The sequence below is a fragment of the Shewanella decolorationis S12 genome, assembly GCF_000485795.1.
Classification (GTDB): Bacteria; Pseudomonadota; Gammaproteobacteria; order Enterobacterales; family Shewanellaceae; genus Shewanella; species Shewanella decolorationis.
In genome coordinates, this window is record NZ_AXZL01000073.1 from 181,580 (window position 1) to 204,269 (window position 22,690).

Sequence of the window (22,690 nt, forward strand, 5' to 3'; positions counted from 1 at the left end):
CAGGACTTTTTCAGGAGAAAACCATGGCGCGTCAAGTGACTTACACCTTCAAAGGTGAGACGAAAACCATCGCCTTTAGTTATGATAAACACCGCGATTTATACGAAGCTGTGGCCGAGGCCGAAGGCATTGACTTAACCAAGTTTCTCGCGATGGAACAACAAATTGCCATGACCTCACGCAAAGGTGCCAAGGCTGAAAAAGACTATCGCAAGGTCGAATTTGCGCGCTTTGGTTTTAGCAATATCCACTTTGTACGTGATGAAGAACCCGAGGCCTAAGCCTTATCGTCATTTATCCATTTAGAATTAGGATTGCAGATGTTAAACGCTGAACATGCTAACTTTCCCCGTGCAGGATTCTTCCGCCGTTTAGGGGCAATGATCTATGACCTGCTGCTCGCAGTAGCCGTGTATATGTTTGCTGGCGCCATCGGCTTTGGTATTTTCTTCGGACTCACAGCCTCGGGCCTGATTAGCATGAATGGCTTTGAACATGTGTCCGACGCCCTCAATGGCACACCGATTTACCATGGGATTTATCAACTCTGGTTAGTGCTCTGCGTAGGCACTTTCTATGCGCTTTTTTGGAGTAAGGGCGGTCAAACCCTTGGGATGCGCGCCTGGCGCCTTAAGATCCAACATCCAAACGGCCAAAACCTAAGCATGATCACCGCCTATGCACGCATCGTCTGGTCATTACTCGGCATTGGTAATTTGTGGGTGCTGATCAACGACGATAAACTCGCATTACAGGATATGATGACCCGCTCAGAAGTGGTTGTTCTGTCTAAGGAAGCAAACCAAATGCGCAACTGGCATGGTGCTTAAATTGTGCAGTTAAATCTCACTACTGATCCCTAGTAAAATTGCCCCAATAAAAAACGACGCCATGGCGTCGTTTTTTTATTCCCAGCGTTATATCACCGCCGGATAAAGTAAAAGGCAATACCAGTAAATAACAGACTCGGAGCCATAGCACCAATATAGGCAGGCAACTCATATACCATACTCATAGGGCCAAAGATCTCATTACTGATATAGAAGCTAAATCCAGCGACCACACCGAGTAACACCCGGGCGCCCATGGTCACGGTCCGTAGCGGCCCAAACACAAAGGATAAGGCCACCAGCATCATCACCCCAACGGTAACAGGCTGCATCACCTTACGCCAAAGGGCTAATTCGTAGCGGCTTGGGTCTTGGCTATTGCTGTTAAGATACTCTAAGTACCCCATTAAGCCGCGGATCGATAATGCCTCGGGCTTGACCGATACCACGCTGAGTTTGTCGGGCGTCAAGCTTGAACGCCAAATATCTTCATCTAAATGTTCGAGCTTAACCTCGTCATAACTAAGATCTGTGCGTTTTACATCTGTGAGATGCCAACTGTCTTTGCTAAAAAATGCGCTTTTAGCATGCACCACATTGGTTAGTTTTAACTCACTGTTAAACTTATATAAAGTAATATTGTTTAGCTTATCAATATCGGCGACTTCGCCAATATTGACAAACAAATCGCCGTCCTTGGCCCAAATGCCTCGGTGGGATTTAATCAAACTGCCGCCGGAGAGTTTAATGGCTTGGAGTTCATTGGCCTTTTGCTCGGCCACTGGCGCGCCCCACTCTCCCAATGCCATCACCAGCAACATCAACGGTACAGCGGTTTTCATCGCTGATAAGGTGATTTGCAACCGCGACATTCCCGATGCTTGCATGACGACAAGCTCCGAATTAGAGGCCAGCATCCCCATACCGATCAAGGCACCTAACAGTACCGCCATCGGGAAAAACATTTCAATATCGCGGGGCACGAGGAATAACACATAAATCCCCGCATCCATCATAGTGTAAGTACCACGACCTACTAGTCGCAGTTGGTCCACCCACTTAATAATGCCCGACAAACCTGTCAGCACCAGTAAACATAACGCCGAGGTGCTCAATAAAACTCTGGCGATATAAAGGTCTAAAATCTTCATGCGGCCACCTTTTTACGCGCCATTACCGCCGATAAACGGGCAAATAAAGGTCTGTCTTTACCGAGGAGCAAAATCCCCATAATCAGTGCCGATAAATGGATCCACCACATACCCAAATACTGTGGAATAACACCATCTTGCAACGCTTTCCGCCCCGCGACCATCAGGCCAAAATAGCCAAGATATAACAGCACCGCGGGAAGCATTTTGGCAAATTTTCCTTGGCGCACATTGACTCGCGCCAGCGGCACGGCAATGAGTGTCATGATAGGAATCGCCAGCGGAATCGCTAAACGCCAATGGAACTCGGCCACGGCTTCTGGTCCTTCGACTTTCATCAATTCAGTGAGCGGTAAGGCTGAGAGTTTGCGGCGACGCTCATCGACCTGTTGCTCTTTGATTTGCATCTTATAGCCACCAAATTCAATCATTTGGTAGTCTTTCTGTTGTGGGCTGCCCTGATAGCGTACCCCATCATTGAGCTGTAATTGCTGCGAGCCGTTTTGATCTTCAATGACACGCCCACCTTTAGCTACAACCACATTGGTTAAGCCAATTTCGTCATTTGGGTCGGGTAACTGGGCAACAAACACTTTATCCAAGTCGTTATCCTTGCCGATACGCTCAACAAACAGCACAGCACGGCCGTTAGGACTCGCCTGAAAACGCCCTTGCACTAACGCGGCAAGGCCCGCCTCGGATTGGGCTTTTTCGAGCACTTGGTTTTGTTGCTCCTCGGCCCAAGGCGCGACATAGAGGGATAAATAGCCAGTAAACAACATGTTGATAACGGCAAGGATCAAAGTTACTCGGGTAACATACCATTCACTTACACCAACACCGTGGAGAATGACCATTTCATTCTCGGCATACATGCGGCCGTGGGCCATAAGGATCCCAAGGAACAAACTTAAAGGTAAAACGAGAACAACCAGATAGGGTAAGTTGAGGCCTATCAAGGTGGCGATAAGAGAAGCTGGAAATTCACCGTCTGAGGCGTCGGCCAATATGCGCACGAAATGCTGGCTAATAAAAATAGTTAACAGTACGAAAAGTACTGCAATTTGCGCCTTTAAAACTTCTCGAATAAGGTATCTAAATACAATCACAGGTAGGATCCGGTCTCTAAACTTATCTTTTTGCTGGTAACAGACTAACTTTCATGTAAACTGTTTACTTTTGGTAGTTTTCTGACCAGCTTCAGGGGTTCCTGGCAAACGATAAATGTCACGGATATTTCACAAAAACGTGACTCAAGTGCCGAGAATAAATCACCTTTGGAGTAATAACTTAGGCCCTTTTCGGGACAAGCAGACATTATCCAATAAATATAAAAATTTGTCTTTAAGAATCTAGGAGTGCTCATGGAGTTTAGCGTAAAGAGCGGTAGCCCCGAAAAACAACGCTCAGCCTGCATCGTTGTCGGTGTTTATGAACCCCGCCGTCTATCCGGCATCGCCGAGCAATTAGACAAGATTAGCGAAGGTTATATCAGTAATCTACTGCGTCGCGGCGATTTAGAAGGTAAGCCAGGCCAAATGTTATTACTGCACCACGTTCCTAACGTATTGAGTGAACGAGTGCTGTTAGTCGGTTGCGGCAAAGAACGAGAACTAGACGAACGCCAGTACAAGCAGATCATCACTAAAACCATCAACACCTTAAATGAAACGGGTTCAATGGAAGCTGTGTGCTTCTTGACCGAGTTACACGTGAAAGGTCGCGATACCTATTGGAAAGTTCGCCAAGCAGTCGAAACGACCAATAGCAGTTTATATAGCTTCGATGCGCTCAAAACCCGTAAAGGTGAGACCCGTCGTCCGCTGCGCAAGTTAGTGTTTAATGTCCCAACTCGTCGCGAACTGACCTTAGGTGAGCGTGCGATTGAGCACGGCATGGCCGTTTCTGCCGGTATGCATTTATGCCGCGATGTGGCTAACATGCCGCCAAATATCTGTAATCCAGCCTATTTAGCCTCTCAAGCTCGCCAATTGGCTGAAGTTCACGAAAACCTGCATGTCACGACTGTGGGCGAAGAGCAAATGGCAAAACTCGGCATGAACTCTTACCTTGCTGTGGGCCGCGCTAGTGCCAATGAATCCATTATGACAGTGATGGAATACAAGGGGGCAGTCGATAGCACTGAGAAACCTATCGTATTGATTGGTAAAGGCTTAACCTTCGACTCAGGCGGTATTTCATTAAAACCAGGCGAAGCCATGGATGAAATGAAATACGACATGGGCGGCGCAGCTGGTGTTATCGGCACCATGAAAGCCATCTGTGATATGAAGCTACCCATCAACGTCGTAGGTATTCTCGCAGGCTGCGAAAACATGCCATCGGGCAATGCTTACCGCCCAGGTGACATTTTAACCACAATGTCGGGTCAGACCGTTGAAGTCCTCAACACCGACGCCGAAGGCCGTCTGGTACTGTGTGACGTATTAACCTATGTTGAGCGTTTCGATCCAGAGCTGGTGATCGACACGGCAACACTGACGGGCGCCTGTGTGATTGCCTTAGGCAAGCATGCCTCTGGCCTGTTCTCATCACACAACCCTCTGGCACACGAGCTGCTCAATGCAGGTGAGCAAAGTGGTGACCGCGCATGGCGCATGCCACTTTGGGATGAGTACCAAGATATGCTCGATAGCCCATTTGCCGATATGACCAACCTCGGTGGTCGTCCAGCGGGCGCGATTACCGCGGCTTGTTTCCTGTCTCGTTTCGCCAAGAAGTACAACTGGGCTCACTTAGACGTGGCGGGTACTGCGTGGAACAGCGGCGCGAATAAAGGTTCAACCGGTCGCCCTGTGCCAATTTTGACTCAGTTCTTGATCAATCGTGCTGGCGTAGAATTAGGCGAATAATCGCTAATAGCACTGAAAAGGCGAAGAATTTCTTCGCCTTTTTTATTGGGCTCGAAGGCGAAATGATGATTGGCTCAGGAATAATTGCAACCTAGCAACGAGAAGAGGAAAGAAAATCGCGATTGAATAATTTTTGATTGACAGTCACGCCCTCGCCCTTTAGTTTTACTTCCTATGAAAACAAATACCGCAGCTTTTTTTACTTTCTTTTTTACACCCCCACTCTAGGAGGCGGATTTACTGTGTAAAAACGAAAGTAAAAATCCAAAGCCTCCCACTGGGAGGCTTTTTCGTCTTAAACGCTCGATAATACGGTGGCAAATGAGGTCAGAATGCAAAAACCACAGCCTTTAAATCAAACGCGAGAACAAATTACTCACCTCGACAATGAGCTTCTCTCGTTACTCGCCGAACGTCGACGCCTAAGCCTTGAAGTGGCCCGCAGTAAAGAAGTAGATGTGAGACCCATTCGCGACACCCAAAGGGAAAAAGAACTGCTGGCAAGATTAGTCACAGCTGGCCGAGAAAAAGGCTTAGATGCCCATTACGTGATTTCACTTTATCAAAGCATTATCGAAGATTCAGTCCTTAATCAACAGGCTTATCTCCACGGCCGCGCGAATCCAGAAACGCAAAAACAACAATACTGCATCGCCTACCTCGGTGCCCGCGGCTCCTACTCTTACCTGGCCGCCTCACGCTATTGCCAACGTCGTCAGGTTGAGATGCTCGACTTAGGCTGCCAAAGTTTCGATGAGATTGTCCAAGCCGTTGAGTCAGGCCACGCTGACTATGGCTTTTTGCCGATTGAAAACACTTCGTCCGGCTCGATCAACGAAGTATATGACGTGCTGCAACATACGAGTCTGTCCATCGTTGGCGAGACGACAATCGAAGTCAGCCATTGCCTGTTGGGCAAACCAGGCTGCAAACTGAGTGATATCAAAACCGTCTATGCCCATCCGCAGCCAATCAGTCAGTGCAGCCGTTATCTGAGCCAGCACAAAGACTTAAGACTAGAATATTGCTCTAGCAGCGCTGAAGCAATGGAGAAGGTCAATCAATCTGCCGACAATAGCGCCGCTGCAATTGGTAGCACAGAAGGTGGCGCGCTGTACCAACTTGAGTCGATTGAGTCGGGTCTTGCAAACCAAAAAATTAACCAGAGCCGCTTTATCGTGGTGGCTCGAAAAGCCGTAGCCGTACCCGAGCAATTACCCGCTAAAACCACCCTGATCATGGCTACTGGCCAAAAGGCAGGGGCCTTGGTTGAAGCCCTATTGGTGCTTAAGGCGCATCAGCTGAATATGAGCAAACTCGAATCTCGCCCTATTCCTGGTACGCCGTGGGAAGAAATGTTCTATCTGGATATCGACGCCAATATCTCCAGCGAAGCCATGCAGCAAGGGCTCAAGCAGCTCGAGAGGATCACGCGTTTTATCAAAGTATTAGGATGTTACCCCTGTGAAACCGTCAAACCGACACAACTCAGTAATAGCCAATTACTTATCGAGCCGAGCACCTCAAAAGCGGAGGTGATAAGTACGGTGAGCCTTGACCCGTCTCCCTATCGCTTCAGTAAGGCGTACAAGGCGCAGGCGAGTGAAATTCACTGCGGCCCCTTTACCATTGGCGCAGGCCATATTGGTGCTATTGCCAAGGTCACTCTGAGCAAAAGCCTGCTGCAGCAAGAGTCGTCACAGACCGCCTTATCCGCCTTTGAGCGTAGAGTAAAACAGCTAAAAGAAGCGGGTTTCCAAGCGGTAATTTTAGACGGATGCCACTCACTTGCCTCGGCCGAAGCTATCATCCCTAAACTGCGCCAAACCCTGCATCAGTATGATTTGCTTTGTGTTATTGCCATCGAACAGGCGACGGATATGCCATTGGCGACTGATAATGCCGACATGCTGTTCTTAACGGGCAAACAAATGTTTAATCAGGCTTTGCTGACTCAGGCAGGCACCTTGCCGATCCCGCTATTCCTCGAACGCAACGATATGGCCAGTTATGAGGAGTTTATGGCAGCAACGGAGACGATTTTAAGTCAAGGTAACCAACAGCTTATCCTATGTGACTCTGGCATTCGTACCTATAACAATGCCAACATACCCACCTTGGATTTAGCAAGCCTTATTCAAATTAAGGCCAATAGTCATCTCCCCATAGTGATTAACCCTTGTTATGCCATCAGCGAAGATGCGCTGCTACTGCAAACTCAAGGGATTAAACAGCTGAAAGCCGATGGCCTAGTGCTGAATTGCCCCCTCGAAGAAGATAAAGAACATGATTCATTAGCATTGATGGCCGACGTCGTGAGGGAGTTGTATCGTTAATTTGAGCGTATAAGGATACTAAGGAACATACAGCCACGGACATCGTGGCTGTATTGTTTAGGGCTTTTAGGATTTTAGGTCTCGAGCTTAAACGCAGCAGGGTTAGGTTCGGTCGGGCGCAATCTGGCTATTGGTATCTGTTGCCACCGCATTACTGCGGCGAATTAACCCCGTCATACTCGAGCCCTGCACTAGGATGGAAAACACCACCACGGCATAGGTCATCACGAGCAGTAGCTCTCGCAGCTCGACACCGCTTTGTGAATCGATAATCACCCCCTCGGGTAAACTCATCGCCATGGCCAAGGCTAAACCGCCTCTGAGCCCACCCCAAATGAGTATCGACTCGGCATAGGGATTGTAAGACTTCACCAACCTAAACCCGATATAGGGCAAAAATACACTCACCGCCCGCGCCGTTAACACCAATGGAATAGCCACTAACATAAACCACCATAATGGCGCCTTAAAGGTGACAAGCAGGAGTAATAATCCCAGCAGAAGGAACAGCAACGCATTAAAGAAGGACTCAATCAGTGACCAAAAAGTGTAGAGTTTCACCCGCTCATGGCGCACAAAATACTTAGGCACGCTGAAGTTGCCGATAATCATTCCCGCACTGACCATCGCCAGCGGCCCCGACACACCTAACACTTCTGCTATGACATAACCCGCCGTCGGGATCAGCAAAGTGACCAGCATCAACTGGGTTTCTTCCTCACAGTAGCGAAAGAAATGGTGCAGCAATACGCCGAGGACCGCACCATAAACGACGCCACCGAGCGCCTCTTGAACAAACAATAGCGAAATTTGCGAGAAGGTCAGCGGCTCGGTTGAAAAAGCCAGATGGGAAATGGCCACAAAAATCACTAGCCCTATACCATAGTTAAAGAGCGACTCCCCTTCTACCTGAATAGCAATATCTTCGGGCGCGCCCATCTTCTTCAGAATGGCTAACACGGCAATCGGATCTGTGGGTGAAATCAAGGCACCAAAGAGCAAACAATGGCTTAAGGCCAAGGGTAATCCCAGCATGGGAGCGATGTAATAAAACAAACCACCGACGATAAAAGTCGAGAGTAAGGTACTGACAAAGGCAAGAATGAGAATTTCCCATTTCTGATGCCTTAAGATTTTTAAGCGGATCTGCAATGCCCCGGCAAATAAGAGAAAACCTAACATGCCATTGAGCAATAGCGCCTGAAAGTCGAGCTTCTCCAGCCCCGCCACAAAGTAACCATAAACATGGCCGCCAAGCGCTTTACCACCCAGTAAAAGCAACAGGCTCATTCCCAAGGCTAATGCGGTAATGGCGACGGTTTCTTGCAGCTTATGCAAACGCGAAGATGCCACAGACGTGACTAAGGCTAACGCACAGAGAATACAGAGAATTTGATAACTAGTCATAAGAGTCTCTAATCACCCTAATAAGATGAAGAGACTCTAGCACAAGTTTTAGACTTCTAAACCATCCAACAGGCTTAGCCAGCCTTTAATAATCCGATGGCAAAACCAAATAATACCAAAGAGATAAATCGAAAGACTGAGCCAAGTGATGGGCAGACAATAGCCCAACACTAACAGACCAAGAAATATCACATTGGAGTGACGTTGCCAGCGTAGATGTGATGCCAGCAAGGCATTACCTTGCGTATGTCGTTGAGACAAGTTGATAAATAGGCTCAACAATACCGGCAGCAGTAACAGCGGAAAGCCTGACATTAAGGCGTAAAGCAAATGGCCTAAGCTGCGATCTTCAATTTTTGCGGCATATGTGGTTGTCGTTGTCATTGAGAGACTCCAGCCAGACGATGGGACAGGGCTTTACTCCGCCCTCGTCTTTAACCTTACGTTCTCGTAGACATAATCGCAACTAAGGCGCAAAAATATTTCCACGCGAGATCTTTTAAACCACCGATATTTTGGATCAACCTATGCCCTTCAAAGGCTAGGGCGTGTTGACGTTTCGAGATTAGATTTTGTTCGTTCTGGCAAGCACGTGCTCGCGAAACGAGGAATGATGTGTAGTTATTCTACTCAAATGACGAGTGACAAAGAGCAAGGGCTTGCCAGACGAACCCTTCGGGCAGCATTTGGCTGGCTTTTCTGCCGCGTTATCGTCCGTTTATGTAGAATAACTACACAGCACGGACTTTGCCTTGCATAAAAGCCAGCCAAATTGCTGCAAAAATCCCCCTGAAACGTCAACACGCCCTAGTTTTTGGCTCTGTTCTGTTTACAACAAGGTAGTAGCCAACAGATAACCTACGGTCGATGCAGTGCCCACTCCTATCAATCCCGGGATAATAAAGCTGTGGTTAATGATGAACTTACCAATTTTTGTGGTACCTGAGCGGTCGAAGCCTATACAGGCTAAATCGCTTGGATAAGTGGGTAGCACAAAGTAACCATAGCTAGCGGGTAAAAAGGCAATCAATAGCTTAGGATCGACGCCTAAAGCCAAGCCCATGGGCGCGATAGCCGTGAGCGCCGCCGCTTGGCTATTGACCAATTTTGAGATTAAAAACAGTACTAAGGCATAGGTCCAAGGTTGGTTTTGCACCACATGGGAGAGGTTTTCCTTCAGTACATCCATATGGCTGATAAAGTAAGTATCACTCATCCAAGCCACGCCAAATACCGAGAAAATCGCCACCATGCCAGCTTTAAACACTGGACCATTGGAGATTTCTGTGGGTTTAACTTTGCAGCTCATTAAGATAAAAGCCCCGGCGATCAACATCATCATCTGGATCACTAAGTTCATCGACAGCGGCGCCATTTTGCCCTTTACCTCGAACACTGGGCGCAGTTCGCTAAAGGAGCCGAGTAACACCACGGCAGCGATAGCGGCAAAGAAAATCCCCGTTGCCCAATAGGCTTCCTTCGGAAAGGTTTGATCCAGCAACGTTTCGCTCTTGTCGTAGATAAACGCCCTTTGTTCGGGATCTTTAATCCGCGCCTGAAACTCTTCGTCCTTATCTAGATCTTTACCACGACGCAGGCTCCAGAGTGCCGCCACTAACACGCCGCAAAGGGAAGCGGGTACAGACACCATTAAAATTTCTAGCATGCTATAGGCATGACCAACGCCGTGCTGCGCCGCCAAAATCGATACCATAGAAACCACGGCAACAGACACCGGAGAGGCGCAGATTGCCATTTGCGAAGCGACTGAGGCCACTGCCATTGGGCGCTCTGGACGAATGTTTTTCTTCAGGGCGATATCGGAGATGATTGGGAACATGGTGTAAACCACGTGGCCGGTTCCGCATAAAAAGGTTAAGGTCCAAGTGGTTAGCGGCGCTAGAATGGTGATGTATTGTGGGTGGCGGCGCAGTAAACGCTCGGCAAACTGCATCATCACATTTAAACCGCCCGCGGTTTGCAGTACTGAGGCGCAGCCGATCACCGCAAGAATGGTAAGCATCACTTGTACTGGCGGTTGTCCTGGGGCAAGACCAAACACAAAGGTCAGTAAAAATAAGCCAATACCACTAATTAGCCCGAGCCCCATACCACCATAACGGGTACCAAGCAGCAAGCAGCCGAGGACGACGATAAATTCCATTAAAATCATTTGATTCACCCCTGCGGAACCTGCCGCACGATTTGTATTAGAGCTAGCTGTATTGGGCGCTATTGTGCGAGGGGAATGGATTTGAGAACTTGCGCTGGCGCAAGGTGTAAATAAAAAGTGGCATTAGATTTTTCATAAATTTGAGCTAGCGCTAGAAACGCGCGAGCAGAAGTTGCATTCTGGTTAACTCGTATACGCTAAAGACGCCTGTCGCCAAATAAAAACGCGTCTATCAGTACTTGCTCCGGTAAAAATAGCCATAACAATTTCCAAGGATGTCCAAGTGAAACCTGCCACCTATAACACTGAAGCTTTCGATGAGTGGATCCGCAGTCGCTTTGTGGAACTCAACTCCCAGCTCGAACAGCTTTATTACCAGCAGACCGACCGTGCCAATGTGCAAGATATCGGCACCGAGCTTAAGCAAACACTAGAAAGCGAAGGGCGCGAACTGATTAAGGCGCTGCTCGATGAAGGCAATACCGATGAAGGGTTCGACAGTGCCTTCGATCTGCTGGGGAATGTCGGCCTGTATATGGCCGCCTGCCGTCGCCATGAGATTACCGAGCCGACGCGGGAAACCACTTCGCCACTGGTTGAGGCTTCGGCGCTCGCAATGCATATCGGCGCCTCTATCGGCGTGACGCCACGTTTTGCCACCGCGCATTTAACTACCCATAACCGTGCCCACAATGGTACCTACAAACGCTTTACCGATCTGCCTGATGAGAAGCTGTTTGTGGATTACAACACTAAGGGCATCTTGGCCTACAAGCGCGCCGCAGATGCGTTATTAAAAATTCAGCCCTTGGGGATCTCCCATCCTATTTGCCACGATTTGCTGCGGGTCGCCAAGCAGGCATTGCAGGATGTGATTGAGTCAAATCAGCAATTATTCAAACGTTTAGATACCGACCGCTTTTTCTATTGTGTGCGCCCCTATTACAAACCCTATCGAGTTGGCTCTGTGGTGTATCGCGGCGCCAATGCTGGCGACTTTGCAGGGATTAATGTCATCGATTTAACCCTAGGTTTATGTTTTGCCAACGAATCGTCCTATTCGCAAATGCTGGTGGATAAGTTTTTATACATGATGCCAGAGGATCAACAAATCCTCCGGGAATGCATGCGTCGCCCGAATCTGATGGATGACTTTTTACAGTCAAAGGCCTGCGTGCAGCAGGATTGGTATCAGGAAAACCTCAAGCTGTTTATCGAAGTTTGTGAATTACATGGCGAAACCGCCATTCAACACCACAATGAGTTAGTGACTAAATACATTGCCGAGCCTTCGGTAAATATGGAGCAACAACATTTAGCCAAAGTGACCGCCAGTGGTCCACCATTGCATGTACTGCTTGGCTCCCTCGAGCGTTTAAGGGACAGACGCGCCGCGGTATTGCGCAACGATATTCGCACCCGTTATTACGATCTGAAAAAACTCAAAGACAGTTTAAGGTAAGGCCATGCTGCTAAATGTAAAACAGGACTTTTGCCTCGCAGGCCCTGGTTATCTGCTTAACCATTCGGTGGGACGACCACTAAAATCGACCGAACAGGCCTTTAAGCAGGCGTTTTTTGCGCCATGGCAAGAGTCTGGCCGCGAGCCATGGGGCCAATGGTTGGGCGTCATCGATAACTTTACCGCGGCGCTGGCGAGTCTATTCAATGGTCAGCCGCAGGACTTTTGCCCGCAGGTAAACCTATCGAGCGCATTGACCAAGTTGGTGATGTCACTGGATAGATTAAATCGTGATGGCGCCGTGGTGCTGATGAGCGAGATTGATTTTCCCAGCATGGGGTTTGCCCTTAAAAAGGCATTGCCCGCAAGCTGTGAACTGCGCTTTATTCCCAAGGGCTTAGATGTCACTGACCCCAACGTGTGGGACGCGCATATTTGTGCCGATGTCGATTTAGTCTTTGTTAGCCATGCCTATTCCAATACGGGTCAGCAGGCGCCATTGGCGCAGATAATTCCCCTTACCCGTGAGCGCGGCTGCTTGAGCCTAGTGGATGTAGCGCAATCGGCTGGGATTTTGCCGCTGGATTTAGCCAAGCTACAGCCAGATTTTATGATTGGTTCGAGTGTGAAATGGTTATGCTCTGGCCCAGGTGCCGCGTATCTGTGGGTCAATCCGGCGATTTTGCCCCAGTGTCAGCCGCAGGATGTGGGTTGGTTTAGCCATGAAAATCCCTTCGAGTTTGATATCCATGATTTCCGTTATCACCCAACTGCGCTACGGTTTTGGGGCGGTACACCTTCTATCACGCCCTATGCGATTGCTGCCCACAGCATTGAATATTTGGCCAATATTGGCTCACAGGCGATGCGTGAGCATAACTTGCAGTTGATGGAAACTGTTGTACAGACATTAGATCGAGAGTTGGTCTCGCCGCGGGAAGTCGATAAGCGCAGCGGTACCTTGATCCTGCAATTTGGCGAGCGGCAAGCGCCGATCATGGCGGCATTGGCTGAGGCGAATATCAGTGTCGATGCCCGCAGTTTAGGGATACGCGTATCGCCACATATTTATAACGATGAAGCCGATATCGCGAAGTTGCTGGAGGTGATAAAAGCCCATCGTTAACGGATCTTACTGGGCTTGCTCCAAGCGGCTATGAATGGGGTGCGCTAAGGTGACCTAGTTATCCCAAATGCCGATATAGCATTAACCCTTAGCCTCACTGGTTGGGGCTAAGGTAATTTATGGGTTTAAATGCTGTAGGTATAGTGGCAGAACATAGAACGCGGGGTGCGAAGCTCAGGATTGCTTGGGGTGATCGCCAAATCGACGGGTAGCATCACAGCATCGACTACCAGTGAGCTGCCCATATCCACCAGTGTCAGGGGGATAGTAAATAGCAGCAATGGCGGAGCGGATATCGCGTATATCACTACACACTCCTCGCCATTATCGACAGCAGTCTGCACACTCGAAAAAGAGTGACCCCAAGTTGAATCTGCTCCCATTCTTGACGTTACCGCGGCGCATCCGGTGAGAGACCCGCATACAACTAACCAAGCCAACCAACGCATAACCACTCCATTGTTTATGTTTAAAAAAACCGCATCGCTTAGATTTGATCGATTTGCTTGATCGACTAAGCGTACTACTTATGTGGCAGCATAACGGATTTTACTCGGCACTAATGTGCTCTGTTTCAATGGTTTGGCATTCTAATCAGATGATTTTCGCTGTCAATTATTCGGCAATTTCCATTCTATGACTCAATTCGTTTTCGGTTGAGGCGTTCAACAATCTGGCTGGCATTTAGATCGTGGACGACGTTAATAACGGTGGAAGGCGCGTCGGTAATGGCGCCTATCACCACCAGAATGGGGATGGTTTCCATCGGTAACCCTAAGGTGGTGACAATAAAAATCTCCCCGAGGAAGGCGCCGCCCGGCACGCCGCCGATGATGAAGGCGGACAGGACAGAGATGAGTATGGTCACCATAAACACATCGACCGTGAAATCTAAACCGAGCAGAGAGTAAATAAATACAATCTTCAAGGCGGTGATAATGGACGCGCCGCCCTTATTCAAATTCACCAGCAGCGGCAGGCTGATATCGGCGATTTCGGGTTTTATCCCCATCTTCAGCGCCGCCTTTAAGGTGACGGGCAGGGTCGCGAGGGAGGAAGTGGTGCCTAATGCGGTCACTGCGGGTTCGAGGGCGTGGCGCCAAAATTGTCTAATCCCGTGCATGCCACCGCCAAGCCAGGCATAAAAGGTGGAGCCGACAGTAAGGTATATAAAACAGGCTACTAAAAATAATCCCACGGCGCGGGCAAAGGTCACCACAAGCTGTGGATCTTGACTCGCCATGGTGGAGGCAAAGTAAGCACCAAGGCCGACGGGGGCCGCCAGCATAATAATGCTGACAATCTTCATGATCACGGTATTAAAACTGTCGAGCAGTGCCGAGACTTTACGGCCATCTTCCCCCGATTGACCTATGGCGATTCCGGCAATCACCGACATGATGATAAGCGCCAAGATATTGGATTTGGAGAGTAATCCAGAAAAGTCATTAGTGGTCAGCAGCGCCACAAAATCCATCTTCCCTGAGGTGTCGCTAACGGTTTGATTAAGATCGAGGGTCACGCCTTGGGCTGGATCAAACATCAATGCTAGCAAGGTGATGCCGACGGCGGGAATAATCGCCATCATAATCGAGACGCCCATAATCGACACTAGAATTGCCCCGAGCTTTTTTAAGTCCGTCATCCGGGCTATCGATGAGGTCACGCTGATCGCCACCAAGGGCACGATAATCATAAACAACAGATTTAAAAAGATTTGCCCTAGGGGCTTGAGCTTGAGTGCCAAGGATGGCCAATAGATGCCGATCATGCCGCCAAGTAATAATGCGCTGAGCAGCACAATAGAGTCTTGATAGGGTTTGAGTTTTTGCCACATAGCTAAGCGCCTATTATTATTTTTGTTTTGGTGTGTCATTAAGAACGCCCAAATGAAAGGGATCAATCATGCAGCATGGACATGCTCAAGCTAGCGAGTCATATAAATAAGTGCAAGAAGGGATTGGAAATAAACTGTTTCTGGGCTTGGTTTTGGGGTAATGGGTGACAAGCGTACTAGAGTTTTTTTTCATCTAATTTCGGACGATGCGGCTCTTGTTAACACGATAGTTTCTGTTTAGAAAGATTAGCCAAATGGCGAGTGCTCGTCAGTAGAAAGGATTATTTACCTTGGTTGGCTCGCCTGTAGCGTTGTGTCACATGACTTTATTGATTAGCTTACGCTCTCTGGGTTGAATACAAATACCCAAGGCCAAAATTACCCGTTAATCAGGATGAATAAAATGCTAAAAAATGGATTGCGATACTGTTACCCGTTGCCGTACTAGGCTTGAGTGGCTGCGCATCGGTCAGTGACACAGATACCGATTCGACGGTAGCAAGCAGCGCCGAGAAGAAAGTCACCAAGAAAGATTGCGACAAAGTCACGACCACGGGTTCGCGCCTTGGTCGTTGCAGATAATTACTGTTTATCAATGCAGTATAGGATTGTATTCATTATTCATTTTTAATGATTAGAGAGCATTATACACAGTACGATAGAAAGTGCTAAACAAGGTGCTTTCTATATTTTGTTCACTTTTTATTTTCATTTTTGTAACAAGCCAAAGCCTATAAATAACCATAGTGGATCCTAGAGTTCATAGGTTTTTTAGCGTGATTGGGATTGGTTAAGAGATATTGCTGATTGAATTTAGTGTATTAAATCTAATCGCGAAATTTTGAAATGTTCAATAATTATTCGTTCGCTGCTTTTTCAGTTGGTTTTTAATAAATATCATGTTGCCAAGTTTTAAATGAATAGCTTTTTGTAATATTTTTAATACGAGATAAATTTGCTTGTATTTTTATGAATTACGCTGTTTAAATAATCTGTTAATATTCGTGTTAGTTGTTTTCATATGTCGAAGGTTAAGCTGTTGCGTGTACATTTTGATAATTCACGAGTACTTTTATTCGATAGTGCACTACAAGCCGCACAGGTCATATGGTCACGATAGTGCTGGTCAAAAAACTTAACTGTTCTCGACTCCAGCGAATCAAAAAGCGCGAGGGTTAATGGCTTTTTCCATTTATATCTTTCCATTAGGTTTGCTAAATGTCGATAACAGGTGTCACGGCGATTAGATAAATACTCTGGGGCTATGAGCTGACTTTCAAATTGTGTCAAAGATCCTGTTAGGTAAAAGGTAATTCCTTGAACTAGCTCTTGTATTTCTAATGGGGTTGCTACTAATTCACCATTTTCAACTGCTAAATTTAATGCGTCTGTAAACCAACCCCAGAAGGCATTAATGCGTTTTTTAAACCGCTCCACTTTTTCATCACTCGCGAGTTTCCAAACCATGGTATTCACTGACACCGAACGCAGTGTAAAAAAGCTACTACTACGCTTAATGGTTTCAAAGGTAAATAAAATGGGTAAGAGTACTTTCTCTTGTGCAGTTAACTCTGGATTATTATGGATAAAAATGGGTAAGTGATTTGATGTGGCACTTCTTAAGAATAAGCAAACCAACACATCTTCTTTGCGTTCAAAAAACTTATATAAAGTTCCTGTAGAGCATCCAACCTCATGCGCAAGCTGAGAAAATTTAAAAGACACAACACCTTGTGACTCAATCAGCTTTTCAGCTGCATCCAATATTTGATTACAACGCAAAATAGATAGTGAGTCAGTGGGGCATTTCATTTATTTATTCCAATATACCTAAAAGTGCATTATGGATTGCTTGCAAATACGAGGCATAGCCAATAAGCAGCTAATCGGGATTGAGCTCACATCATAGAAGCCTTAAATTTCAACCTTTGTGATTTACCTCAAACACACATTTAATCAACAGTAATTTGTCATAAATTAAATTGTGTTCATTTAATCCTTCATCGCCAATCTCACTCAAAGAAAAGATATTCACGAGATGACTCACGAATAAAATTGTCACTGAAAAAAAGTCGTGACTCACTTCTCCTTAGGCGTCGTTCATAACCTCTATCTTGCTTGCAACAGACATAGAGGGTTAACAAAATGCATGATAGAAGAAGTTTTTTAAAGCTAGGTGCTGGCGCTGCGGTAGGCGGTATCGCAGCGGCATTGCCAAGTGCAGTATCAGCCACTGAATGCGCCTCAAATATTAAATGGGATGAAACTCGTGATGTTATTGTCGTGGGGTCAGGTTTTGCGGGTCTGTCATCCGCACTAAATGCTAAGCGTCAAGGTTTAGGCTCGATACTGGTATTAGAAAAAATGCAGGTGATCGGTGGCAACTCAGCGATCAACGGGGGCTGGTTAGCTATCCCTAAAAACCCAATCCAATTAGCTCAAGGCATCAACGATGATTCACCCGAAGAGCTAGTGAAAGATCAAATTATCTCCGGCCGCGGTATGCAAAATACCGACATGCTACGACAAATCGCTAATCGTGCCCTGGATGCTTATCAGCTGTGTATTGATACTGGGGTTAAATTCCGTGAGGGCTTTAATCAACAAGTGGGAGGCCACAATAAAGCGCGAGCTATCCGTACTCTGCATGGCGTCGGTGGCGATATCACCACAAAACTCTATGAAGCTGGTAAAAAAGAAGGCGTTGAGTACCGTCTGCAGCATTATGTTGAAGACTTCATCATGGATGGCCAAGAGATTGTTGGCTTGAAAGTACGCCAAAATTATCGTTTCCCAGATCTCAAAACCGGTAAAACAATCTACATCAAAGCCAATAAGGCCGTTATCCTTGCCCACGGTGGTTTCTCACGTAACTTAGTACTACGTGAACTGGTCGACCCTGCGTTAGATAAAACCTTAGATTGTACCAATGCCCTAGGCGCAACGGGCGAAGTCACACTAACGGCTATGGCCCACGGTGCTTTCCCGGTTCATATGAGCTTTATTCAAACAGGTCACTGGGGCTCGCCCGATGAAGGCGGCTTTGGCTGGTCAAATGCTCTGCTCTCGATTGGTTTTCATAAAGGGATTTCAGTCAATGTGTTAGACGGTAAGCGTTTTATGAACGAACGCGCCGATAGAAAAACCTGCTCCGACGCCATTATGAAAAACCGTCATCCTGATGGCTCACCCGCCTATCCTGTGGTGTTTTTTAACCATGACGATCATATTGGTGCAGAAGAAGTCACTCGCGCGGTACGTGACCAAATCGCTTGGAAAGTCGATAGCCTTGAGCAATTAGCCAAGCAATTCAATATTCCACTTGCACCGCTCAAACAAACCGTTGCCGAGTACAACAAGCAAGTGCCACAGCGCATTGACCCCTTGTTTGGCCGCATGATGGATACGGCAGTCGAGCTTAAACCACCGTTTATTGTGTCGCGGATTTGGCCCAAGGTGCACTACTGCATGGGCGGTTTAAAAACCGATTTAGGCGCGAGAGTGCTGCATAGTCAAACCCTAGCTCCGATGAAAAATCTCTATGCCGTTGGCGAAGCAACTGGCGGCACTCACGGTGGAACCCGTTTAAGTTCAACAGCTTGTCTGGAGTGCTTAACGATGGGGATTATTGTTGCTGAAACCATCAAATCTGACATGCAGGCCTAAATCATGATGAAAACATTACTACTCACACTGGTTGTTGCAACCCTGTTCACTGGCGCAGCCAATGCCGGAGACCTCGTCAAGATGAAAGGCAGCACCCAAGGTCGCAGCAACCACGAGTTTATCTATCAAGATGGCTGTAAAGGATGCCACCAAGGCTCGGGTAAACAAAATGCGACCGATGCGGCCTGCGTTGAATGTCATGGCGAAATCACCAGTATTCCGGTTGATGAGTCCAAACTTGCCATCCCTGAAGCTCATCCACACAAATCGCTGCACTACAACCAAGGTGCCAGCTGCTTAGCCTGTCACGGCGAGCATGAGAAAAAGGCACCAGTGTGCGCAGAGTGTCACCGTACTTGGTTCAAAGAAATGTAATTTAATTTTTATAATACAAAAGCTTAAAAAGGTAATGATGATGAAAAAATCCACCCGGTTTATGTTGTCCATGGTGGCAACCGCTATCGCACTATCTCAAACTAACGCCTTTGCCGCAGAGCAAGAAGATGGCATCAATATTGGCGGCGCAGTGCGCGTTAACTATGGCTATCGTGATTATGATGAAAAATCGAAGGATAAAGGTGGCGACTTTAACTTCGACATGGCGGCAATTAAATTCGATGGAAAAAAAGGCGATTTCGGTTTAGCGGCGGAATACCGTTTTACCTCAGGCACTAACTACATCAAGTATGGTTATGGCTACTACAACATTGACCCAGACTGGCAACTGCAATTTGGTATCAACAAAGTGCCCTTTGGTAACCGCGAGTTTATCTCTAACAGTTGGTGGTTTGGTCTGCCTTACTATTTAGGCTTTGAAGATGACCACGACATCGGCTTAAAAGCGACCTATGAGAAAAACGGCTGGCACACCGATTTAGCGTTTTATAAAAATGCCGAATATGGCCCAACTGAAAACAAGCGTTATTCAACTGACTTGTATACCGGCACCATCAACGGCACGGAATACAATAACGAAGAAACCAACCAACTCAACGTGCGCCAAACCTACACCGCTGAATACGAAGGTGGCGCAACCACCTTTGGTGGCTCAGTACAGGTCGGCCAAATCTATAACAGCAAAACCGGCAATAATGGCGACCGCTATGCTGTAGCCCTGCATTTAGACAGCAGCTACAACGGCTGGAACCTACAAATGCAAGCCATGCAGTATGAATACAATGCTGCAGATGCTATCGACGACAACAAAATTGGCGTATCGGTGGTGAGCTGGCAATATGAAATCGCCTCAAAAGGCCAAGCCTATAACATCAACATAGCCAAAACCGTTAACACGGATTGGGGCAGCATTAAGTTTTATAACGACTTTGGTTTAATGACGCCTGATGTTGATGACGATAGCTACGACAACAGCATGCAAAACGTCACCGGTATGGCTATTTCAGCTGGCCCAACGTACACCATGATTGACTTTGTCATGGGTAAAAACATGACCTTCTCAACCGCCAATAACGACCACGTTGGCCTACCAGAAGTCGGTAACGATTGGGATAAACGTATCAACATCAACTTTGGTTACTATTTCTAATATTTGCGCAGTTTAGGACGTCCATCCTCCCTCCCTGCCGTTTTAGACTGCTATAGCTTTTTGGCCCTATTCGTTAGGGCTTTTTTTTACGTTTTCCCCATAGAGTGAACGATGAAACTACAATCTTTACCTACACTTGCCGTTTATTTTATCTGTTCATCCTCCCTGTATGCTGCCGATGTACAGTTAGGCGGATTTATTAAGGCCAACACCCGCTTTGTTGAAGGCACGCTGGCCTTTCAAGACAGTTGGACTGGCGGAGGCAAGGTTGTCGAACACAGCAAACGCACCCAATTTGGCGCCCAAGAAAGCCGCTTTAACCTGTCGCTCAACACCGATGAAGCCAAAGCCTTTGCCGAAATCGATTTTGTCGGCTCCAGCCAAGGGAATCCGATTATCTCCAACTCCTACAGTCCACGGCTTAGGCATGCCTATATCAGTTATCAAGGCATCACCGCCGGACAAACTTGGTCAACCTTAGTCAATACCAGTACCTTTGCCGAAACTGCCGATTTAGGCGGGCCATTAGTTGGACAAGCCATGGTAAGACAAGCACTTATCCGCTATAGCACCGAACAATGGCAATTCGCGCTCGAAAATCCCTACACCTATGGCACCCAAGCCGAAACGGATGGGATAACCAAGGCTACAGCAGCCAAACCTGACTGGATTGATACCAGTCATGATTACATCCCAGACATGATTGCCCGCTACAACCAATCCGGCGAATGGGGCAATGTGTCTCTCTCTGGCTTAGTGCGTTATTTAGATCCAGCGGGCATATCGCAATGGGCTGGCGGGCTCTCCCTTGCCGCCAAACTCTTTACCTTTGGCCAAGATGATCTGCGTCTGCAATTGCATTACGGCCACCTAGGTCGTTATGTCGGCACCGATGCTGCGCGCGATATTATTGAGGGAGAATTAGAGACTTCTGCATCGGCTATGTTTGCCTATCGACATTTTTGGACTGACTACACCCGTTCGAGCGTATTTTTTGGGCACACCAGCACAGAGAGAGAACAAACGGATCGCAGCCACGTTGGTGTGAATTTGTTTACCAACTTGACTCAAGCACTCACCCTAGGTATTGAAGTGGGCCGCTATCAAATTGAGGATAACAACAGCTCTGCTCATCCCAATGCGCAGAAGGGAAAGTCCAACTACGCGCAGTTAAGCATACAATTGCAGCTGTAAAGCGGCTCAGACGGTAAGATTATTCGCGAGTAAAGTCACGAATAAGTTTGCCACTCAAAACATGCCGTGATCCAATTCACCTTTACCATCAACCAATCATTTTATTGTTAGTCACGTAACAACATAACTAACAGAATATCGCCATTAAGCGATGTAGAAATAGGATTGGAATGATGAAATTAAAAATGCTTTTCGGATTAGCCGCACTGACTTCAACAGCGGTTATGGCTCAAGGCCCACAATGTAACCATGCGCAACTGCCGTATCAACAAATGACGCCAGTGCCGTACGACAGCACACCCTATGTGCCGCAAAACTCTATGCCAGAGCAGTGCCGCAACCCTGAAATCGAGGCTTATATTGCCGATTGGGAAGCTGGCAAAATCGACTTTAACACCATCAAACCCAATGACAGCATTGCCGCTGACCAACGTTTTTGTAAAACCTTGGATGACCACGGTAACGTGCTCGAAGCCAAAAACTGCGATCCAAAAAACTCACCTGTGGGTTATATCTGGAAAGAGCTATCAGATAGCCCTGTCGTAATTGGTATCACCAATGGCTTGAAATCAGACCATGAGCCACATTTCCACGGCCAACCAGAGTGTTACTACGTGGTCAACGGCACCAGTAAAACACTGGCAAACAATAAATTTGAAACACTGGCCAAAGGTCAATACTTCTATATTCCTGGTGCCCATATCCACAACACCCCAATCCTCAATAAAGAAGGTTTAGGTGTGTTTTACTGGTATCCGAACAACGCGCACTTTGATGGATTTAAATACTACTGGCGTAAAGATGTTAAAAACCTACGCGTAGCCGAAGAAGCCTTTGACCGCGTAGATGCGATCCGTAAACGCGATTTAAACCTAGGCCCATACGGTACCAACGAACAATTTTTCAAAAACTAGTTAGGGTTATTGAAACTAAACACCGATAAAGTTCGAAATTGATTTAACTAATTGTTTTGTAGGTGTTATTGTTCAATCGTTGTTAGCTGGCTATTGTGGTATTTATATCTAAAGCCTGATTGATTTATCAGAATAAAAAAACGGTCCACTGTAGGACCGTTTTTTTGGGTTTGTA

General features: G+C 47.2%; 20 protein-coding genes and 1 other annotated feature. Of the genes, 11 read left to right on the forward strand and 9 right to left on the reverse strand.

From position 1 onward, the window contains the following. Positions 1 to 23: 23 nt before the first annotated feature. Both SHD_RS16615 and SHD_RS16620 read left to right on the forward strand, forming a co-directional pair. Entirely contained in the window at positions 24 to 281 is a 258-nt protein-coding gene (locus SHD_RS16615; RefSeq protein ID WP_011626864.1) for a DUF2960 domain-containing protein, read from the forward strand. A 39-nt stretch (positions 282 to 320) separates the two neighbouring features. Continuing rightward, a complete protein-coding gene (locus SHD_RS16620) occupies positions 321 to 830 on the forward strand; it encodes an RDD family protein (protein ID WP_023268194.1) in 510 nt (169 codons plus the stop codon). A 92-nt stretch (positions 831 to 922) separates the two neighbouring features. Here SHD_RS16620 and lptG read toward each other — a convergent pair whose 3' ends face one another. Next, a complete protein-coding gene (lptG, locus tag SHD_RS16625; protein ID WP_023268195.1) occupies positions 923 to 1,981 on the reverse strand; it encodes an LPS export ABC transporter permease LptG in 1,059 nt (352 codons plus the stop codon). Then, positions 1,978 to 3,090: an LPS export ABC transporter permease LptF gene (gene lptF, locus SHD_RS16630; RefSeq protein ID WP_023268196.1), complete on the reverse strand. Its 1,113-nt coding sequence runs from the start codon at positions 3,088 to 3,090 to the stop codon at positions 1,978 to 1,980. The genes lptG and lptF overlap by 4 nt, the downstream gene beginning before the upstream one ends. Before the next feature lie 255 nt (positions 3,091 to 3,345). Here lptF and pepA point away from each other — a divergent pair, with 255 nt between their 5' ends. Continuing rightward, positions 3,346 to 4,854: a leucyl aminopeptidase gene (pepA, locus tag SHD_RS16635; protein ID WP_011717858.1), complete on the forward strand. Its 1,509-nt coding sequence runs from the start codon at positions 3,346 to 3,348 to the stop codon at positions 4,852 to 4,854. A gap of 176 nt (positions 4,855 to 5,030) precedes the next feature. Then, positions 5,031 to 5,149: a sequence feature (Phe leader region), on the forward strand. A 37-nt stretch (positions 5,150 to 5,186) separates the two neighbouring features. After that, on the forward strand, positions 5,187 to 7,190 hold the full coding sequence (locus SHD_RS16640) for a chorismate mutase (protein WP_023268197.1): 2,004 nt from the start codon (positions 5,187 to 5,189) through the stop codon (positions 7,188 to 7,190). Between the two features lie 102 nt (positions 7,191 to 7,292). On the opposite strand, the gene SHD_RS16645 is transcribed toward SHD_RS16640, so the two are convergent. The 3 genes from SHD_RS16645 to SHD_RS16655 all read right to left on the reverse strand — a co-directional run bounded on the left by SHD_RS16645 (position 7,293) and on the right by SHD_RS16655 (position 10,770). Then, positions 7,293 to 8,597 carry a cation:proton antiporter gene (locus SHD_RS16645; protein ID WP_039978576.1) on the reverse strand — a complete coding sequence of 435 codons (1,305 nt, stop codon included), beginning with the start codon at positions 8,595 to 8,597 and terminating at the stop codon, positions 7,293 to 7,295. A 48-nt stretch (positions 8,598 to 8,645) separates the two neighbouring features. Beyond that, positions 8,646 to 8,981: a hypothetical protein gene (locus SHD_RS16650; protein ID WP_011623581.1), complete on the reverse strand. Its 336-nt coding sequence runs from the start codon at positions 8,979 to 8,981 to the stop codon at positions 8,646 to 8,648. A 445-nt stretch (positions 8,982 to 9,426) separates the two neighbouring features. Continuing rightward, positions 9,427 to 10,770 (reverse strand): anaerobic C4-dicarboxylate transporter, encoded by a 1,344-nt coding sequence (locus SHD_RS16655; RefSeq protein ID WP_023268199.1) that lies wholly within the window; start codon positions 10,768 to 10,770, stop codon positions 9,427 to 9,429. Between the two features lie 283 nt (positions 10,771 to 11,053). Between SHD_RS16655 and SHD_RS16660 the strand changes: the two genes are divergently transcribed. Both SHD_RS16660 and SHD_RS16665 read left to right on the forward strand, forming a co-directional pair. Beyond that, complete coding sequence (locus tag SHD_RS16660; protein ID WP_023268200.1) at positions 11,054 to 12,232, forward strand: PrnB family protein; 1,179 nt, start codon at positions 11,054 to 11,056, stop codon at positions 12,230 to 12,232. A 4-nt stretch (positions 12,233 to 12,236) separates the two neighbouring features. Continuing rightward, positions 12,237 to 13,358: an aminotransferase class V-fold PLP-dependent enzyme gene (locus tag SHD_RS16665; protein WP_023268201.1), complete on the forward strand. Its 1,122-nt coding sequence runs from the start codon at positions 12,237 to 12,239 to the stop codon at positions 13,356 to 13,358. Between the two features lie 125 nt (positions 13,359 to 13,483). Here the strand turns inward: SHD_RS16665 and SHD_RS22315 are convergent, their stop codons facing one another. The 4 genes from SHD_RS22315 to SHD_RS16685 all read right to left on the reverse strand — a co-directional run bounded on the left by SHD_RS22315 (position 13,484) and on the right by SHD_RS16685 (position 17,007). Beyond that, positions 13,484 to 13,807 carry a YceK/YidQ family lipoprotein gene (locus SHD_RS22315; RefSeq protein ID WP_039978577.1) on the reverse strand — a complete coding sequence of 108 codons (324 nt, stop codon included), beginning with the start codon at positions 13,805 to 13,807 and terminating at the stop codon, positions 13,484 to 13,486. Between the two features lie 185 nt (positions 13,808 to 13,992). Beyond that, positions 13,993 to 15,195: a dicarboxylate/amino acid:cation symporter gene (locus tag SHD_RS16675; protein ID WP_023268203.1), complete on the reverse strand. Its 1,203-nt coding sequence runs from the start codon at positions 15,193 to 15,195 to the stop codon at positions 13,993 to 13,995. Positions 15,196 to 15,584: 389 nt separating this feature from the next. Further along, on the reverse strand, positions 15,585 to 15,749 hold the full coding sequence (locus tag SHD_RS16680) for a hypothetical protein (RefSeq protein ID WP_235056982.1): 165 nt from the start codon (positions 15,747 to 15,749) through the stop codon (positions 15,585 to 15,587). 463 nt (positions 15,750 to 16,212) lie between these two features. Continuing rightward, positions 16,213 to 17,007, reverse strand: coding sequence for a TetR/AcrR family transcriptional regulator (locus tag SHD_RS16685; protein WP_023268204.1), 795 nt, complete (start codon positions 17,005 to 17,007; stop codon positions 16,213 to 16,215). 333 nt (positions 17,008 to 17,340) lie between these two features. Here SHD_RS16685 and SHD_RS16690 point away from each other — a divergent pair, with 333 nt between their 5' ends. The 5 genes from SHD_RS16690 (at position 17,341) to SHD_RS16710 (ending at position 22,515) form a co-directional block, all read left to right on the forward strand. Beyond that, positions 17,341 to 18,861 carry a flavocytochrome c gene (locus SHD_RS16690; protein WP_023268205.1) on the forward strand — a complete coding sequence of 507 codons (1,521 nt, stop codon included), beginning with the start codon at positions 17,341 to 17,343 and terminating at the stop codon, positions 18,859 to 18,861. Positions 18,862 to 18,864: 3 nt separating this feature from the next. Next, positions 18,865 to 19,236, forward strand: coding sequence for a cytochrome c3 family protein (locus tag SHD_RS16695; protein WP_023268206.1), 372 nt, complete (start codon positions 18,865 to 18,867; stop codon positions 19,234 to 19,236). Positions 19,237 to 19,273: 37 nt separating this feature from the next. Further along, positions 19,274 to 20,407 carry a porin family protein gene (locus SHD_RS16700; RefSeq protein WP_039978578.1) on the forward strand — a complete coding sequence of 378 codons (1,134 nt, stop codon included), beginning with the start codon at positions 19,274 to 19,276 and terminating at the stop codon, positions 20,405 to 20,407. Between the two features lie 111 nt (positions 20,408 to 20,518). Further along, positions 20,519 to 21,601 carry a hypothetical protein gene (locus SHD_RS16705; protein WP_023268208.1) on the forward strand — a complete coding sequence of 361 codons (1,083 nt, stop codon included), beginning with the start codon at positions 20,519 to 20,521 and terminating at the stop codon, positions 21,599 to 21,601. A gap of 170 nt (positions 21,602 to 21,771) precedes the next feature. Then, the gene (locus tag SHD_RS16710; protein ID WP_023268209.1) at positions 21,772 to 22,515 is read left to right on the forward strand and encodes a cupin domain-containing protein; all 744 of its coding nucleotides are present in this window, start codon (positions 21,772 to 21,774) and stop codon (positions 22,513 to 22,515) included. Positions 22,516 to 22,690 lie beyond the last annotated feature (175 nt).